Origin of the sequence: Pseudomonas sp. IT-93MI4 (genome assembly GCF_949767635.1) — a bacterium.
Classification (GTDB): domain Bacteria; phylum Pseudomonadota; class Gammaproteobacteria; order Pseudomonadales; family Pseudomonadaceae; genus Aquipseudomonas; species Aquipseudomonas putida_A.
Window position 1 is genome coordinate 177,454 of sequence record NZ_CATKPP010000054.1, and the last position, 15,589, is coordinate 193,042.

General features: G+C 56.7%; 15 protein-coding genes and 1 pseudogene. 9 read left to right on the forward strand and 7 right to left on the reverse strand.

The annotated features are described in order from the left end of the window. Positions 1 to 24: 24 nt before the first annotated feature. From ACM6I7_RS19900 to ACM6I7_RS19915, 4 genes are all read left to right on the forward strand, one after another. On the forward strand, positions 25 to 1,209 hold the full coding sequence (locus ACM6I7_RS19900) for a DUF2252 family protein (protein WP_414889113.1): 1,185 nt from the start codon (positions 25 to 27) through the stop codon (positions 1,207 to 1,209). Positions 1,210 to 1,302: 93 nt separating this feature from the next. Further along, positions 1,303 to 2,592, forward strand: a complete 1,290-nt coding sequence (locus tag ACM6I7_RS19905) for an NAD(P)/FAD-dependent oxidoreductase (protein WP_414889114.1) — start codon at positions 1,303 to 1,305, stop codon at positions 2,590 to 2,592. A 13-nt stretch (positions 2,593 to 2,605) separates the two neighbouring features. Continuing rightward, positions 2,606 to 3,163 carry a helix-turn-helix domain-containing protein gene (locus ACM6I7_RS19910; protein WP_400758275.1) on the forward strand — a complete coding sequence of 186 codons (558 nt, stop codon included), beginning with the start codon at positions 2,606 to 2,608 and terminating at the stop codon, positions 3,161 to 3,163. Positions 3,164 to 3,184: 21 nt separating this feature from the next. Then, on the forward strand, positions 3,185 to 4,531 hold the full coding sequence (locus tag ACM6I7_RS19915; protein WP_414889115.1) for a glutamine synthetase family protein: 1,347 nt from the start codon (positions 3,185 to 3,187) through the stop codon (positions 4,529 to 4,531). Positions 4,532 to 4,882: 351 nt separating this feature from the next. On the opposite strand, the gene ACM6I7_RS19920 is transcribed toward ACM6I7_RS19915, so the two are convergent. The 3 genes and pseudogenes from ACM6I7_RS19920 to ACM6I7_RS19930 form a co-directional block, all read right to left on the reverse strand. After that, entirely contained in the window at positions 4,883 to 5,575 is a 693-nt protein-coding gene (locus ACM6I7_RS19920; protein ID WP_219737903.1) for a PA1136 family autoinducer-binding transcriptional regulator, read from the reverse strand. Positions 5,576 to 5,598: 23 nt separating this feature from the next. Beyond that, the gene (gene hchA, locus ACM6I7_RS19925) at positions 5,599 to 6,477 is read right to left on the reverse strand and encodes a glyoxalase III HchA (protein WP_414889116.1); all 879 of its coding nucleotides are present in this window, start codon (positions 6,475 to 6,477) and stop codon (positions 5,599 to 5,601) included. 243 nt (positions 6,478 to 6,720) lie between these two features. Further along, a pseudogene (locus ACM6I7_RS19930) lies at positions 6,721 to 6,834 on the reverse strand (FAD-dependent oxidoreductase); the annotation flags it as partial. Between the two features lie 509 nt (positions 6,835 to 7,343). On the opposite strand from ACM6I7_RS19930, the gene ACM6I7_RS19935 reads away from it, so the two are divergent. The 4 genes from ACM6I7_RS19935 (at position 7,344) to ACM6I7_RS19950 (ending at position 10,165) form a co-directional block, all read left to right on the forward strand. Next, positions 7,344 to 7,886 (forward strand): redoxin domain-containing protein, encoded by a 543-nt coding sequence (locus tag ACM6I7_RS19935; protein WP_150370648.1) that lies wholly within the window; start codon positions 7,344 to 7,346, stop codon positions 7,884 to 7,886. Positions 7,887 to 7,897: 11 nt separating this feature from the next. Continuing rightward, positions 7,898 to 8,437: a DsbA family protein gene (locus ACM6I7_RS19940; protein ID WP_150370647.1), complete on the forward strand. Its 540-nt coding sequence runs from the start codon at positions 7,898 to 7,900 to the stop codon at positions 8,435 to 8,437. Positions 8,438 to 8,535: 98 nt separating this feature from the next. After that, positions 8,536 to 9,636, forward strand: coding sequence for a low temperature requirement protein A (locus ACM6I7_RS19945; protein WP_247267463.1), 1,101 nt, complete (start codon positions 8,536 to 8,538; stop codon positions 9,634 to 9,636). Between the two features lie 226 nt (positions 9,637 to 9,862). Next, positions 9,863 to 10,165, forward strand: a complete 303-nt coding sequence (locus ACM6I7_RS19950) for a putative quinol monooxygenase (RefSeq protein ID WP_027614304.1) — start codon at positions 9,863 to 9,865, stop codon at positions 10,163 to 10,165. 89 nt (positions 10,166 to 10,254) lie between these two features. Here ACM6I7_RS19950 and ACM6I7_RS19955 read toward each other — a convergent pair whose 3' ends face one another. From ACM6I7_RS19955 to ACM6I7_RS19965, 3 genes are all read right to left on the reverse strand, one after another. After that, positions 10,255 to 11,238 (reverse strand): LLM class oxidoreductase, encoded by a 984-nt coding sequence (locus ACM6I7_RS19955; RefSeq protein WP_414889117.1) that lies wholly within the window; start codon positions 11,236 to 11,238, stop codon positions 10,255 to 10,257. A gap of 485 nt (positions 11,239 to 11,723) precedes the next feature. Beyond that, on the reverse strand, positions 11,724 to 12,155 hold the full coding sequence (locus tag ACM6I7_RS19960) for a bleomycin resistance protein (protein WP_414889118.1): 432 nt from the start codon (positions 12,153 to 12,155) through the stop codon (positions 11,724 to 11,726). A 189-nt stretch (positions 12,156 to 12,344) separates the two neighbouring features. Continuing rightward, positions 12,345 to 13,262 carry a LysR family transcriptional regulator gene (locus tag ACM6I7_RS19965; RefSeq protein WP_183779805.1) on the reverse strand — a complete coding sequence of 306 codons (918 nt, stop codon included), beginning with the start codon at positions 13,260 to 13,262 and terminating at the stop codon, positions 12,345 to 12,347. A 179-nt stretch (positions 13,263 to 13,441) separates the two neighbouring features. Here ACM6I7_RS19965 and ACM6I7_RS19970 point away from each other — a divergent pair, with 179 nt between their 5' ends. Then, on the forward strand, positions 13,442 to 14,089 hold the full coding sequence (locus tag ACM6I7_RS19970; RefSeq protein ID WP_115984686.1) for a hydrolase: 648 nt from the start codon (positions 13,442 to 13,444) through the stop codon (positions 14,087 to 14,089). 188 nt (positions 14,090 to 14,277) lie between these two features. On the opposite strand, the gene ACM6I7_RS19975 is transcribed toward ACM6I7_RS19970, so the two are convergent. Then, complete coding sequence (locus ACM6I7_RS19975) at positions 14,278 to 15,588, reverse strand: ArnT family glycosyltransferase (RefSeq protein ID WP_414889119.1); 1,311 nt, start codon at positions 15,586 to 15,588, stop codon at positions 14,278 to 14,280. Position 15,589 lies beyond the last annotated feature (1 nt).

Here is a 15,589-nt window from a genome sequence, read left to right on the forward strand (position 1 = left end):
ACACATTCTCTGCAAGAAGCGTCCATGAAAACCCCACGGCCCTCCGCACGTCTTGAACCGCTGTCGCAACTGCGCAATCTGAAAATGGCTCGCTCCGCCCACGCCTATGTCCGTGGCAGTACGGTGCAGTTTTATGAGTGGCTGCACAGCCAACCGGGCCGCAACTTACCGAAGGGGCCGGCGGTGTGGATCTGCGGCGATTGTCACGCCGGCAATCTCGGGCCGACCGGCGATCTGAAGGGGCGCATCGACATTCACATCCGCGACCTCGACCAAACCGTTATCGGCAACCCCGCGCATGATCTGGTGCGTCTGGCGCTGTCTCTGGCCACCGCCGCCCGTGGCTCGGATCTACCGGGTGTGGCCACCGCACGGATGCTCGAAGAAATGATGCGCGGCTATGAGCAGGCGTTCGAAGACGATGTCGACAAGGAGCCGCCAAGACCTGCGCAAGTGAAGGCCGGAATGCGCAGCGCGGTGCAGCGCACCTGGAAGCATCTGGCGCAGGAACGCATTGAAAGCACCAAACCGACCATTCCGCTGGGCAAGCATTTCTGGTCGCTGTCACGGGAAGAACGCAGTGCGCTGAAGACCCTTTGCGCCACGCCAGACCTGCACACGCTGGTGACCTCATTGAAGGGCCGCAACAAGGACGACCGGGTGAAAATGCTCGACTCGGCCTATTGGGTCAAAGGCTGCAGTTCGCTGGGGCTCAAGCGTTATGCGGTGTTGCTGGGGGTGGGCGAGGGCGACGATCAGGAATATTGCCTGCTGGATATCAAGGAAGCGATTGCCGCCGCCGCACCTCGGGTGGCGCGAGCCGCGATGCCGCGCGACAACGGCAAACGCGTGGTCGAAGGTGCGCGGTTTCTCTCCCCGGGCCTGGGCAATCGGATGATCGCCACCCGCGTGCTCGACCATGGCTTCTTCATCCGCGAACTGCTGCCTCAAGACATGAAACTGGAACTGGATCAGTTGAGCCAGACCGACGCGAAGCTCGCCGCCGGCTATCTGGCCCGGGTCGTGGGGCTGGCCCATGCCCGGCAGATGGACATGAGCACCCGGGCGTCATGGATGCGTGAACTGCAAGCGTGCCGCTCGAAGACGCTGGATGCACCGTCGTGGCTGTGGACCAGTGTTGTGCAGTTGGTTGGCAAACATGAGAAAGGTTATCTGGAGCATTGCCGGCGTTATGCGCTGGAGCATTGATCTGTGTGGGTGATTCAGTTGTCGGTTGCCGATATGAAATTTGTTCTGTAGATTTTCATGAAATTATAAGAAATAAATTTCATGAGGCGCCGAATGTTTCAGCAATCCCAACAGCATGTCGCCAGTTATTATGCTCACAGTTGCGCCGATATTCTCAGCACACGACCGGCACTGGAAGGTGCGCACGACACCGACGTGGTGATCATCGGTGCCGGTTTCAGTGGGCTGCACACCGCGTTGCGTCTGGCCTTGGCCGGCAAGCGCGTCACCGTTCTGGAGGCCAGCCGCGTGGCGTGGGCCGCCTCGGGGCGTAATGGCGGGCAGGCGATTCTGGGCTGGTCGTGCGACATGCCGCCGCTGGAAGCTGCGCTCGGTCATGAGCGCGCCCGGCGTCTGTGGGACGGCATGCGCTGGGCCGCGCAGGAGCTGCGTGAGTTGCCCGGGCGGCATGGTTTCGATTGCGACTATCGCCCCGGCCATTTGTGGACGTCGGTGATGCCGCGCCGGGTCAGCCTGCTGACTGAGTGGCAACACGAAGCCAGTCACAAGTGGGGCCACGACGGTCTGCAGTTCATCCCTCGCGAAGATTTGCCGCAATGGGTCGCCAGCGAGCGTTATCAGGCCGGCCTCTTTGACGCCGAAGGCGCGCACCTCAATCCGCTGAAACTCGCCCTCGGCCTGGCTGCCGCCATCGAGCGTGCCGGCGGGCGTATTCATGAGCAAAGCAAAGCGTTGAGTTATCAGCAGGAGGGCAGCGGTTTCCGGGTCAATACCGAGCGCGGTGCGGTGAAGGCCGACGTGCTGGTGTTGGCCTGCAACGCCTATCTCGATGAGCTCGACCCGCAACTCTCCAGCTGCATCCTGCCGGTCGGCACTTATCAAGTCGCCACCGCGCCGCTGACACCGGAGCAAGCCACCGCGCTGCTGCCGAGTAACGTCTGCGTGACCGACAACCAGTTTGTTCTCGATTACTTCCGTCGCACGCCGGACAACCGCTTGTTGTTCGGCGGTGGCTGCACCTATCTGGGCGGCATGCCCAAGGACATTGCGGCGGCGACTCGGCCGTTTCTCGAACGCGTGTTTCCGCAGCTTAAAGGTGTAGAGGTGGAATTCGCTTGGGGCGGGCATATCGATCTGACCATGAACCGTACGCCGGATGTCGGCGGCGAGGGCAATCGTTATTGGCTTCAGGGTTATTCGGGGCACGGCGTGTTGCCGACGCTGGCCGCCGCCCGTGCGGTGTCCGATGCGATTCTCGGCAAGGACGATGAGTTGGCGTTGTACCAGGGCCTGAGCAATGGCCGTTTCCCCGGCGGCAAGCACTTCGCCGCACCGCTGGAGGCCATCGGCAAGGCCTGGTATCGGCTGCGCGACAGCATTTGATGAGATTTTGATCATGAACAAGCAAGAAGAAATCGCCGCGCTGGCGATCCTGATCCACGACCTGCGCAAGCACAAGAAATACACCCTCAAGGATCTGGCCGACAAAATCGGCCGTTCGGTGGGGTTTCTCTCGCAAGTCGAACGGGGGCTGTCGCGCCCGACTGTGGCCGACCTCACCGCAATCAGCGAAACCCTCGGCGTGCCGACCACTTATTTCTACAGTCTGCCCAAGCCCAAGGAGTTGCCGTGGGTAACCCGCCCGGACGAGCGCCGCACGCTGTATTACGCCAACGGCATCACCGACATTCTGGTGTCGCCACAAATGCGCGCCTCGTTCTCGATGCTCGAAAGTCATCTGGAGCCGGGCGCGAGCAGCGGCGACCGCCACATGAGCGACAGCTCGGAGCAGGGCGGTTATGTGCTCGAAGGCGAACTGACCTTGTGGCTGGGCAACGACGACGAGCCGGTCACCTTGAGGGCCGGCGACAGTTTTCAATTCGACAGTCACACCCATTGTCGCTACGGCAACCTCACCGGGCAGCTCACCCGTGTGCTCTGGGTCTACACCTGATAACAACAAAGGATGAACACGATGGACGCTGTCTGCTCTGACCTGCTCGCCGAAGTGCGCGCGTTTCGCCAACGCTACCCCGAGGTGCGTTATGTCGACCTGATTTCCCTGGACATTCCGGGGCACTTCTACGGCAAGCGCTATCCGGTGGACATGCTCGAAAAAGTCGCGGCGGGCAGCGCACTGAAACTGCCGCAGAACTGCGTGCTGCTCGGCGTGCAGGGCGGACTGTTCAAGATTGGCGATTACTGCTTCAACGACGGCGACCCGGACGCCGTGCGCCGCTTGGTGCCCGGCACACTCAAGCCCGTGACTTGGGAAGCACAACCGCTGGGGCAGATGCTGATTACCTCCGACGGCACCGCCAAACCGATCGAGTTCGAACCCCGCGAAGTGCTGGCGAAGGTACTGGATCGATTGGCGGGCAAAGGCATTCACCCGGTGGTGGCCTTCGAACTGGAGTTCTATCTGTTCGACAAAAAACTGCGCGACGGCCTGCCACAATTCCCTCGCGACGAGCTGACCGACGACGCCGATGATCAGCCGAACATGCACATCGAGCGTCTGTCGCGCTTCGCCCCAGTGCTCGACGAAATGGTGGAAGCAACGCGAGCTCAGGGCATCGACGCCACGGTGATCACCGCCGAACTGGGACCGGGGCAGTTCGAAATCAATTTCGGCCATCTGGACGACGGCTTGCGTGCTGCGGACTGGGCGGCGCTGTTCTGTCGCAGCACCCGTGGAGTCGCGCTCAAGCACGGCTATCGCGCCAGTTTCATGGCCAAACCCTACGTGGAACATCCAGGCAGCGGCATGCACGTGCATGTCAGCCTGTATGACGCGGCTGGCAACAACCTGCTGGCCGCCAATCACCAGCAAGCACTGCGCCACGCGGTGGCCGGCTGCCTGGATCTGCTGCCGCACAGCATGCCGATCTTCGCCCCGAACCAGAACGCCATGCGCCGCCTGAGCGGCACGGTAAACACCGCGACCAAGGCGAGCTGGGGTTACGAGGATCGTGACGCCTGCCTGCGCATTCCTGAATCCGACACGAAAAACCTGCGCATCGAATACCGACTGGCCGGCGCCGACGCCAACCCGTATCTGGTGCTGGCGGCGATTCTGGTGGGCCTGGAACATGGTCTGGAAACCGGCAAGGAGCCGATCCCGCCCCTCAACGATGACCGCAACAGCGGCATCGATTTCCCGACGGAAATCCTCAACGCCGTGCTCGCGCTGCAGCATCAGCCGCAACTGCGTGCAGGACTGGGCGCCGAGTTTGTCGACGTGTATTGCGAGAACAAACGTCAGGATCACCTGGCGTTCATGCAAGAGATCAGTGCGCGGGAGTATCGCTGGTATTTGTGATCACTGGTTCAGCACACCACATGAATCGGGTGCAGGGGCCGCGATGACCGGATGGAATTCAGTACTGGTGAATTCCATCGCTCATCAAAATTGAAGAGCGTGCCAAGAGGTATTTTGAACACCGGGCGTGAGGATGCCGAAAGAACGGCTTGAATGACGTCTGAAGAAAATCCAACGCCATCCCGTGTAATGCCTGCGCTGAGTTGGAAATAGTTGACGTTGGCTGGCAGCTATCGGCCAAAAGCAGGCGGTCGGGAGTGGCGGCTTGCGGCCAACAGTGGACACTCAGATCAGTTGATGAGGAAATTACTCGGAAGTCCAAACCGTCTAGCACTCGATCTTGCCGCGTCCTTACCCATCGATCTCGCCGTTACGAATGGCCATCCTGATGGCTTGTGCTGTCGTTGTCACGCCCAGACGTCGGCGTGCTGAGCGCAGGTGATTTTCAACTGTACGCTCCGACAAACCGAGAGTCGCTGCAATATCCGCTTGCCGTCTTCCGGCAGCCGTCCATTCCATGACCTCGCGCTCTCGCGGGGAAAGGGTTCTTAACGCTTCGTCCAATGGCGCCTCAAGCAACCGCCGAGCCGCGAAAAAAGCGGCCGTCGCAACCAAGCTGAGTCCCAAGCGCACCCGCGCGCTCCCATCCACCGGCTCCCCCCCCAAGCTCATTGCGCCCTCAAGCCCCTGTGGACCAAAAACTGGCACCTGCAACCCCTGAATTCCTGGTCCACCTGGAGAACGAATCATCCGGTAACGCTCTTCTCCCTTGACCTGCTCTTTCTGCCAGAAGAAGGATTGCCGAGCATTCAAAAGGTGACGAGTCACCGGACAATGTCGAACGTAAGTCTCGGCATCCACCGCTTGACCGTTATCGAACCAATCGCCTTCGACCCAGTAGATATGCTCAACCACTTCCTCACTTGCCGTCGATGCAGAAAACAGCACGAATCGATCATAACCGTAGGGTGTGGCGAAACCCCTGACGGATTTCTTGATTGATTCAAGCGTGCGCGCCGTCTCTATCTCCAGAGCAGCGCGCATCGCTGTTTCGGCCGGCCCGTCGCTCACTCCGATGCAACCTCTTTCAACAATGCTTCAGCTGCCAACTTGCCCAGATTGTTGCCTGCCAATGGGCTGTCGCCGGTCAGCAACTTGCGGTCTTGGAGCGTCGCACCTGAAATATCCTGATTGATGATCTCAACTCCCAAGGATTTCAACTGCTCACCAAATTTCCACGTCAGATGCCCAGGCATATACCCTATGTCGGGCGTCTTTGCGTCGAGACTGTCTGGAAATGCGCAGATCTTGTAGCCGTTGAATATGTAGGAATTCCTTGACTCACCAATGCCCGCCGCGAGCATTGCTGCTGGGCCGTGACATAAGGAAATCACAAATTTGTCGTTGGTCATTGCCCAATGCAAAGCCGCTTTCACGTCGGCACTCTCCGGCAATCCAATCAGCGCGCCGTGCCCGCCAGGTATGAAAACGCCGATGTAATCCGAATCCTGCCCCAGCGCCTTCTCAACCACTTCGCACAGCTTCAAAGGTTTTTTGAACTGCTCACGGTATTTGGCGTAGAAATCCTTTACCTCGGTATCTTCGCTAGGCATGGCCCAGAACTCGAATTTCACTGGATTGCCTGACAGGGTCGCAACGTCGAACGCGAAACCGGCTTTGTCGAGGTGATACATGGGCAACAACGTCTCGACTGGGTGATTACCGGTGGAAAACATTGTTCCGTTGTCGGTCAGTAAGTAGCGCTCATCGGCGCCAATCAGCAAAATCTTCCAGCGGCCACCTCGGTAGGGATTAGCGTAATCCGCATCACTCAGATCAGATTTTGGCGAGGTAAATTGGCTAAGCGAGTGTGGGGAGGGGAAAAAGGCATTGTCCTCCGCCTGATCCGGAGTGGGGCGCTTGTCGTCACTCTGCAAGGTAGTCATGGGTTTTCTCCTACGAATGGGCCGATTGCCGAGGTTCATGCTAGTAGCGTGACGTAGGCCCAACAATGAGGGTTTTCCCTTAAAGAAATGTTCCTCACACATGCAGCGCGCCGATCGTCTGCTTCCGGCCAAAAGCGGTCAGTGACAATATTCGCAAAGGCTACCGCTCAGCTTCCCGAAGACCGATCTCGACTATTCGTTAGGTACAGCACCATCGCTGCACGAGCCGCATCTTTGATTACCTTCAGCCTCAACCAAGATGATATTCGCGCCTTTATCAGCTAGGTGATACGCCAGCGAAGTGCCCACGATGCCGGCACTGATGACAACGACTCGTTTGCCCAGAGCATTTCTCATATCAACCTTTATTCTGTCGACCTGAAGGCGGTTCATTGTCTGCCACTGGTCGATTTCTGCTTGTCGTAACGGGCAGCAGTTGTCGTCCAGAAAGCAGATGTAGATTTGTCTGAAGTTGCGAAATAGCTGACAAAATCATCGTGTTAAAACGCCGCCTGAAATGGCAGCAAGATAAGCGCGTGAGTGTTGTTGGCACTGGAGGGTTCCGAAAATTCGTTCAGCTACTACGGCAAGCGTCATCAACGACTATAGTCATTGGTGAGCCAGAGCGAATCTGACCATTCCCCTGCCAACCTGGCCTAATCCAATTCCGCGATTACACGGCGGATCTTCTTGTGTTCCTTGATGCGGAACGTGAACGTTTCGCTGCCGAAATCACTCAGGCTCAGGCTGAGATCGAGGCAGCGTTGTCTTTTTTTGAACCCCTTGATGGTGGATGGAGTTATCCCGCCGGGCACGTCGCATCCCACTGAGCACGTCCCAACCACCCATCTATCAAGGTTCAAGCAATGAATATTTTAGAGTTCGATGATGCACAAAAAACCAATGGCGACCTGGTTCAGGGTCCGCTGCCGGCCGGTACTGTCGCGCCCGACTTCACTCTTCACGCAACCCCTGATCAACAGTTGTCGCTGCGTGAGCTAAAGGGAAATCCCGTGATATTGGCGTTTTATCCCGCTGACTGGACTTCGGTGTGTGGTGACCAACTGACCTTGTACAACCAGTTGTTACCCACCTTCAGAGAATACGGTGCGGTGCTATTGGGTATCTCGGTTGACAGCGCCTGGTGTCATCAGGCCTTTGCCAAAGATCGAAATTTCCACTTCAGCCTGCTGGCCGATTTCGAGCCCAAAGGGGCGGTGGCACGACAGTATGGAGCGTACGAGTCCCAGCTCGGAGTTTGTAAGAGGGCACTGTTCGTGATTGACAAGGAGGGGGTGGTCGCCTGGAGCTACATCTCACCAATGGCAATCAACCCTGGGGCGGACGGCATTCTGGATGCGCTGGATGCTCTGGCGAATTCACCACAAAGCACGCCAACCAAAAATTAACAGGTGATTACATGGCCACTCTCAAAGTCCCGGTAAGTGCCAACGACCATCGCCAGGGAAGTGCGCATGCCAAGGTCACCTTGGTCGAATTTGGCGACTATGAATGTCCCTATTGCGGTGAAGCTTATTGGATGGTCAAGAATCTGCAACAGCATTTTCGCGATGACTTGCTGTTTGTGTTCCGTAACTTCCCTCTGACCACCGCTCACCCCCATGCATTGGGTGCAGCGGTCACCGCTGAGTATGCCGGGAGTCGAGGATTCTTCTGGGAGGCCCACGACGAATTGTACGAAAATCAGGATCGATTGGGCCTGCCGCTGTATCGCGCCATTGTTCTAAAACACGGCCTTTCCAGCGAGGAACTCGACGTTGCCATGCGAGAGGACACTTACATCCCCAAAATACAATCCGACTTCAATGGCGGTGTACGCAGCGGCGTGAACGGTACTCCGGCGTTTTACTTTGACGGGCTTCGCTATGACGGGGTCCCAGAGTTCAACGAGATGAGTCAGATGATTGAGCTTCTGTTAGTGCGCGGACGAAATCGCTAGATTGCGACATCGGCCCGGCATCACCCACACCAGAGCCGAGGGCAAACCAGCGTTAGCTTCCTTCTACTTTAAAGAGGTGTACACGGAGCCGGCAGCTAATGAAATCTTTGAAGTATTATGAAAAAAATCGACACGCCACATGGTTGGAGTTGTTTTTTGACCTGACTTTCGTTGTGACGATAGGCCAGGTTACGCACACTCTCGGACATGTTCATGACGGGCACTTTGAACATAAGCAATTATGGACATTCTTGCTGCTTTTTGTACCGTTGTGGTGGATCTGGTCCAGTCACACGATTTACTCCAACAGGTTTGATACAGACAGCAATCCTCACCGTTTGGCAACATTATTCATAATGCTCCTTCTCATTGTGCTATCGGCACGGATCGGGGAAGATCTGGAAGTAAACTACCCGCTTATTATTGCCTGCTATTTTGGCATACGTGCCATCATCAGCATCATGTACATTTCGTCCATAAGTAAATTCGATTCTCGCGGCGAGCTCTCCTCTAGGCTCGGCTTCGCCCTTTTAATTAGCGCAGTCATTAGTCTCTCATCGGTTATTTTTGACCCGCCCTTGCGTTACCTTGTTGCTTATATTGGGATTGTTCTTGATATTCTGTTTCCTGTATTTTTCTGGACTAAACTAAAGCCGTTGCCAGCACACACAGAACACTTGGTTGAGCGCATAGGCCTGCTCACCCTAATCTTATTGGGGGAGTCAATTATTAGCCTTTCCGGAGGCTTATCTAACATTCAATGGGGTTATTACAATGTGATGGCGGCCATCACCGGATTCATCATGATTTGCAGTATCTGGTGGATCTATTTTGATAGCTTTTACCTGCTGAGCAAAAATCACAGCAGTATGAGTGGGCACGCCTTGATCTACTCGCACCTTTTTCTTTTTATGGGGCTGGCACTCCTGGCAAATTTGATCAGGCATGCGATCCTGAATGACATTGCGATGCGCGATTTCCAGATCATGTCGATCATCGGCATGGCATTGTTTTTCCTGGGGAAGCAATATGGCTATTTCATAGCCGTGAGTCGAATAAGGAAATACATACTGCAAAACACCTTGATCGTGCTTTCTTTAGGTGGGTTAGTTATATTTCTACCGCGTGTCGAGTACATATTGGTCGGCCTGACAGTAACCATGATCTGTTATGTTCTCCTGAATTTCAGATATCGTTGAGTCTTTATTATCAGGCCACAGCTCGGGAAAAGTGATCAAGCGGCTGGTCTGCGGCTTGCACGTTGCCCACTACGTCATTCTCAGTGTCCGAGCGACATGCGACGCTACCCTTGGTCTCTTTGGGTTTGTAATCCTGGTGTCGTCGACCATAGTTAATTGCCGGATGCCCCTTTTAGCTATTGCGACCAGATAGCACCAGCCGCACCGTAACAACAGGAGCCACGTCATGGTCAAAGTAGCGTTGTTCGTTCGTCTGGAAGCAAAACCTGGGAAAGAGAATGAGGTGGAGCGCTTTCTCTTGAGCGGCCTTCCTTTAGTGGAGGAGGAGCCAGCCACTACAGCCTGGTTTGGAATCCGCTTGGGGCCGTCCACCTTTGGCATCTTTGACGCATTCCCGGATGAAGCGGGCCGGCAGGCTCATCTTTCGGGCAAGGTCGCGGCGGCGCTTATGGCAAACGCTGCCGAGCTGTTTGCCGAACCGCCATCAATCGAGAAGGTTGACGTCCTTGCGGCCAAGCTGCCCGGTTAAGCAAATCCAGCAGGAAGTTCCATTCAGTTCGAGGAGGCTCACGATGGCTTCGTCAAGTGAGCATCCGTCGGCGTAGCAGTGACCGATATTCAATGCGCTGCCGGACGCGGCTGCACTCCGAACTGCGCAACGATGTGCGTACCCAATTCCTCAATAACCTCCGCCGCAGGGCGCTTGCCATATTTGAGATTGAGAATGACGTGGTCCACGCCGATTTCCTCAAGCGACTCCAGCAAAAACCGTAGATGGTAACGTCCAAGTTTGAACCCCAAATGGATACGTGTGGGTGGCGTGGACGGATTCTCATCGAGATCGATGTACAGCGACTGAGTAAAGGGCTTGTACACAGAGCCACATTGCCTGGTGACCTCCAGCCGCCAATCTTCCACGACCAGCCGCTGCATATTCGGTATGCGTGGATAGTTGATCCATCCGTTGCTCTCACGCGCGATCCAATCCAGTGACTGGCGACTGTTGCCGGTCACCAGCATTGGAATGAATTGGGTGGTGGGTTTCGGAATCAGGTCTGCGCCGTGCATTTCGCCAGTGCTCCAGTGGATGGGCTCAAAACTGGTGCTGTGGGCGCGGCGAATCACTTCGTAGTGTTCTCGAAAGATCTCTCCACGCCTTTCGGGATCGACGCCAAACGCCGAAAACTCCACTGGCCGATCTCCCGAAGCAACCCCCAGAATCAAGCGACCAGTGCTCAACTGATCGACGCTGGCTGACGCCTTGGCCGTGTGCAGGGGATGGTGCAGCGGGATGGCGATGGAGGCGGTGCCAAGTGCAATCTCCGAGGTATGGGCGGCCATATAACCCAGGTAAACCCAGGGGTCGAAGACTTGGCCGACATCGCCGAAGCCAGGGTCGCGAAGCGGCACGTCGCGAAACCAGAGCGCGCAGAAGCCCAGCGCCTCGGCTTGTTTAGCCAGTGTGACCTGGTTGAGCATGCTCGGAGTGTCCCCGTCGAACGCCTCCATGGGAAAGAATAATCCAAGGCTCAAATGCCCCTGAGTGAAGGTTCGGCTAAACCCTAGATGCTGCTGGTAAGGAATCGTGCTCGGCCGATACATACGGATTGACCTCATGGCAGAACGTGAACAGCGCCCCCGTTTCCAGAGGTGCTGCGGCATCGGTCGCTTTTGAACGACAGGTGGGGGGACTGGGTCTGGCTTTTACCCGTTGCGCCGTACTGCTGGTCGTGTGGACCGGATTCAGGGGGCAGTTGCTGGCGATAGGCGCGGGTCGGTCCGGGTGGGTGTTAAGTGGACGGTCAAAGGAAGTCAGATCTCTCGGCTCTATACCACCAGATGGGCAAGGTGTTCGAGGAATCATTCTATAAGCGTAGGCGGTTTTGCAGCTCTCCGCCATATTCTTACAATCGAGCCGCTGCCGGGCGAAAGTCGCGTATCGAAGGCAGTTATCGGTCGTTTCCTGGCATTCCACAACGGCCGCTATTAGGCAACAGCGGTCGCTTGCCGATGCCCGCTTCTGGCCGATTGCTGCCTGTCGTGAAGGCCTGCACCGGCCCGAAGTTGACGGACTGCTTGGCTCGGTTTCAGAACGGGCAAGCCGGTCTCTCCCCCAACCGCTCTACCAACCTTACGAGATAACCGTCGGGATCCTGGACGATGAATTCGCGCTGGCCTACTTCTACATTTTCAGCCCGATACCAAGTGTCTTTGCATTCTCGATAGAGTGGACATCCAGCCTCATCAAGTTTTTGGATGATGGGTGCGACAGCCTCAACATCAATCTGTAAGTTGATGCCTCTTCCAAACGGCTTGGCCAACGGCGCAATCAGCCATTGCCCCGCGTCGGAATCAATCTGCTCAAGCATTACTTGAGCACCGTTCAAATCAAGATATGCAAATCCATCTTCCGGGCGTTGATAAGCGACTTTGAACCCCAGACGAGAAACCCAAAAAGCCAGGCTGCTATCCAGGTTGGTGACCATTAACTCCGGAACGAGTTTGTTACGTTCGAACATGAGATGACTTCCGTTTCAAATGGCTCGTTTTGCGGACGGGCAGGTTCTGCACTGATGGCTTCGATACCACGACGGGATCGTGGCGATGATGCACGCTCGGTTGGGAATTATCGAGTCGCGTTGACCGGACGCTGCCCGACGCGAACGGCGGATAAAGATGAATGTCTGTCTCTTTCGTTTAGCCCAACCTCACACCAGCGCATCATCCTGATGTGACAGCGGCTGCACCGCCAGGTGTGGCGTTTCGCCGAAGAACTCGATCAGCAGTTCAGTGAGCACACGAATTTTGCGCGCAGGGTGCGGACCCGGCGGACGGATGATGTAGGCACCGGCCGGAGGGGGAGGATGGTTTGTCATGATCGGCACCAATGCGCCGGATGCCACGTATTCATGGGTGAGGCAATCGGGCAGGTAGGCGACACCCAGGCCTGCGGTCGCGGCGGCGACCAGGGCGATGCCGTTGTCGGCTTTGAAGCGGCCTTGCGGACGAACCGTGATGACTTTGTCGCCATCCATGAATTGCCAAGCTTCGGTGCCCTGCATGAGGGCCTGATGGGCAATCAGTTCATCCGGCGTGTGGGGTTCGCCGTGCGCGTTGATGTATGCGGGACTCGCGACGAGCTTGGCGTAGACCGGGCCAATCCGTCTGGCGATCAGATTGGAGTCCTGCATATAGCCCACCCGGATGGCGCAATCGTAGCCCTCGGCAATGAGGTCAACGAAGCGATCGCTGTAACAGGTCTGGATGTGCAGCTGCGGATGCCGACGCGCCATTTCTGCCAGCATCGGGGCGAAGTGACTCTGGCCGAACGACAGCGGCACGGCCACGCGCAAGCGGCCGCGGAGGGCGCCGGCGGGCAGGATCGTTTCCTTGGCGATGTCGATCTCGGTGCAAACCCTGGCGGCGTAGTCCCGGAACGTCGCACCGGCCTCGGTAAGCGCCGCCCCGCGAGTGGAGCGTGCCAGCAATTGCACACCCAATTCGGTTTCAAGCCGAGCCAGGCGGCGGCTGACGATCGATTTTGACACGCCAAGACGCAGAGCCGCCTGCGAAATGCCCCCGGCATCAGCCACTTCCACGAAGGTCTGCAGTTCTTCGATATCCACGCTTGCGTTCCTCTTTTCGCGACACAGCACGTCGCGCAATGCTACTACTGCGGCAAACATGGGAACAGCACAATGGATTTTCCGAGCATGGCGTCATTCGCACGTGTCCCGGAACCCATCACCCGCACAGGCTCCGGCCTGATTCACAAACGTGCGTCACCCATGAAAAGGATTTGCCAATGGCAAGCGAGACTCTCCGCAACCCCCATACCGATCAGCTACTGACCCCGGAAAACTCGGCGTTGATCATCATCGATTATCAGCCTGTTCAGGTTTCTTCGATCCGCTCGATGCCGCGTGATGAACTCGTCTTCAACATAACCAGCGTTGCGAAGGCGGCGGTCAACTACAACCTTCCGATCATTCACTCGACAGTCAATGTCGCGACCGGCCGCAACAAGCCGCCGATCCAGGAGTTGCAAAAGGTGCTCGGCCATCTTCCGACCTACGACCGCACATCGATCAACAGTTGGGAGGACACGCAATTCAAGCAGGCAGTCAAGGCGCTCGGGCGCAAGAAGCTGATCATGACTGCACTCTGGACCGAAGCGTGCCTGACATTCCCGGTGCTCGACGCGATCCAGGAAGGTTATGACGTTTATGTGCCAGTCGATGCGGTCGGCGGCACATCGCTCGCCGCGCACGAGGCGGCGTTGCGCAGAATGGAACAGGCGGGCGCGAAGCTCATCAGCCGGGTGCAAATGTACTGCGAACTACAGCGCGACTGGGCGCGAGAAGTGACCGTACCGGGCTTTCTGGGCGTATTCGAGAACTTCGACGGGTTCAACGCTGAAAAAGCGCTGGAAGAGGCGGACAAGAAGGCCTGATTAGCGGGCAGGGGATGAAGGTGTCGCTCGCGAAAGCGGGCGCCACCTTATTTTTTCCTGCTGCAAACGACTGCTTTTGTGCAGACCCTGCCGCCGATTCAGTACCTTGGATGCGTCATGACCCTGTCAGATATCAACATGTGAATACTGGACAGTCGTGTCGCTTACTCATGAATCAGGAAGAGGCTTCACCAAAACCAATACGGCAAAAACTTCGGCGTGGGTTCGATCATGAGTTCCAGGTGGTAGGTGATCGGGTTGAAGAAAAACATATCCAGTATCAGAAATGCCGATACGCCAATCGACAGCGTCATGAACTCCCGATAGGGATGCTCGGAGAAGTACTGGTGTTTGCCATGGTAGAAGCTCAGCAGCGCAGACAATCCCAAGGCTACGCCCAGGTAGTTGGGCTGTAACGAAACATCGGCGAAGTTGTTGTAGACCAGCACCGCCACCAGCATTCCCAACCCCAGCATGGGCAACTTCAGGAAGAAGTTCAGCAGGCCGTTTTTGGCGCGGATCAAGGCGGCTTCCTTGCTGACGAAGAGGTAAGCGGCCAGCAGCGAAATGGCCGGGGTGATTGCGAGGATGTAGCGCGCTTTCTTCGAGCTGGGGATTGTAAACAGCACCAGCAGGACCAACAGCCACCCGCTCAGATAGAGCAGCAGGTCGATGTCTTTATCGCGGGTCGAGCGGAAGAACAGTTTGTACTTCTTGATAATTACATTAATGGCGTAAAACACCGTGATGCCGTAGGTAAACAGGCCTGCGGAGAAGTAGAAGTAGTAGCGTGGCGCGTGGTCGGAACCGAAGCGTCCGATGCCCTGCATGTTCAGCACTTCCTCGAGGAACGCTTGCCCCCCTTGCAAGTAGGCGGCCCATGCCAGCAGCGCAACCCCAACAGTCAGAATCACGCCCGAGAGCAATGAAAACAGCAGCAACATGCGCCACTGCCGGCTTAGCAAGTAATAAGCGCCAATGACAGTCGCAGGCCCGATCAAGCCAATTGGCCCCCGAAAGGCGAAACCCAGTGCCAACCCGAGGTACAGCAATGCAAGGCGACGCGGGTCCTTTTTTATATCGGCCGCATAGGCAAAGTAGAAGCACATCACCGTTAACAGCGCCGGATAGATATCCAGTGCCAGCGAGTTGACGCCGTCAAGAAAAGCCCAGGTGAGCAGGCTGAAAAGAACGCCATACGCGCCCCATTTTTTGCTGTGCAGCGCGCCCAGCCGATAAATGAATACCAGCATCAGCGAGGCGGCCACGCAGGACGGAAAACCCATGGAAAGAACGGACACCCGGCCGAACGGCAAGGAAACCAGATAGACCAACAGGGTATTGATAACCGTATAGTCGGGATAAGGCTTGAGGTCGTCGGCAATCGGGAACAGTGTGATGCCGTGCAGCAACATGTACTCGGCAAAGTCGACAAAGCGTGTTGTGTAGTTGAGGACCGCGGGTTTGTACTGCAATGCCATGAACACGGCCAGTGTCATG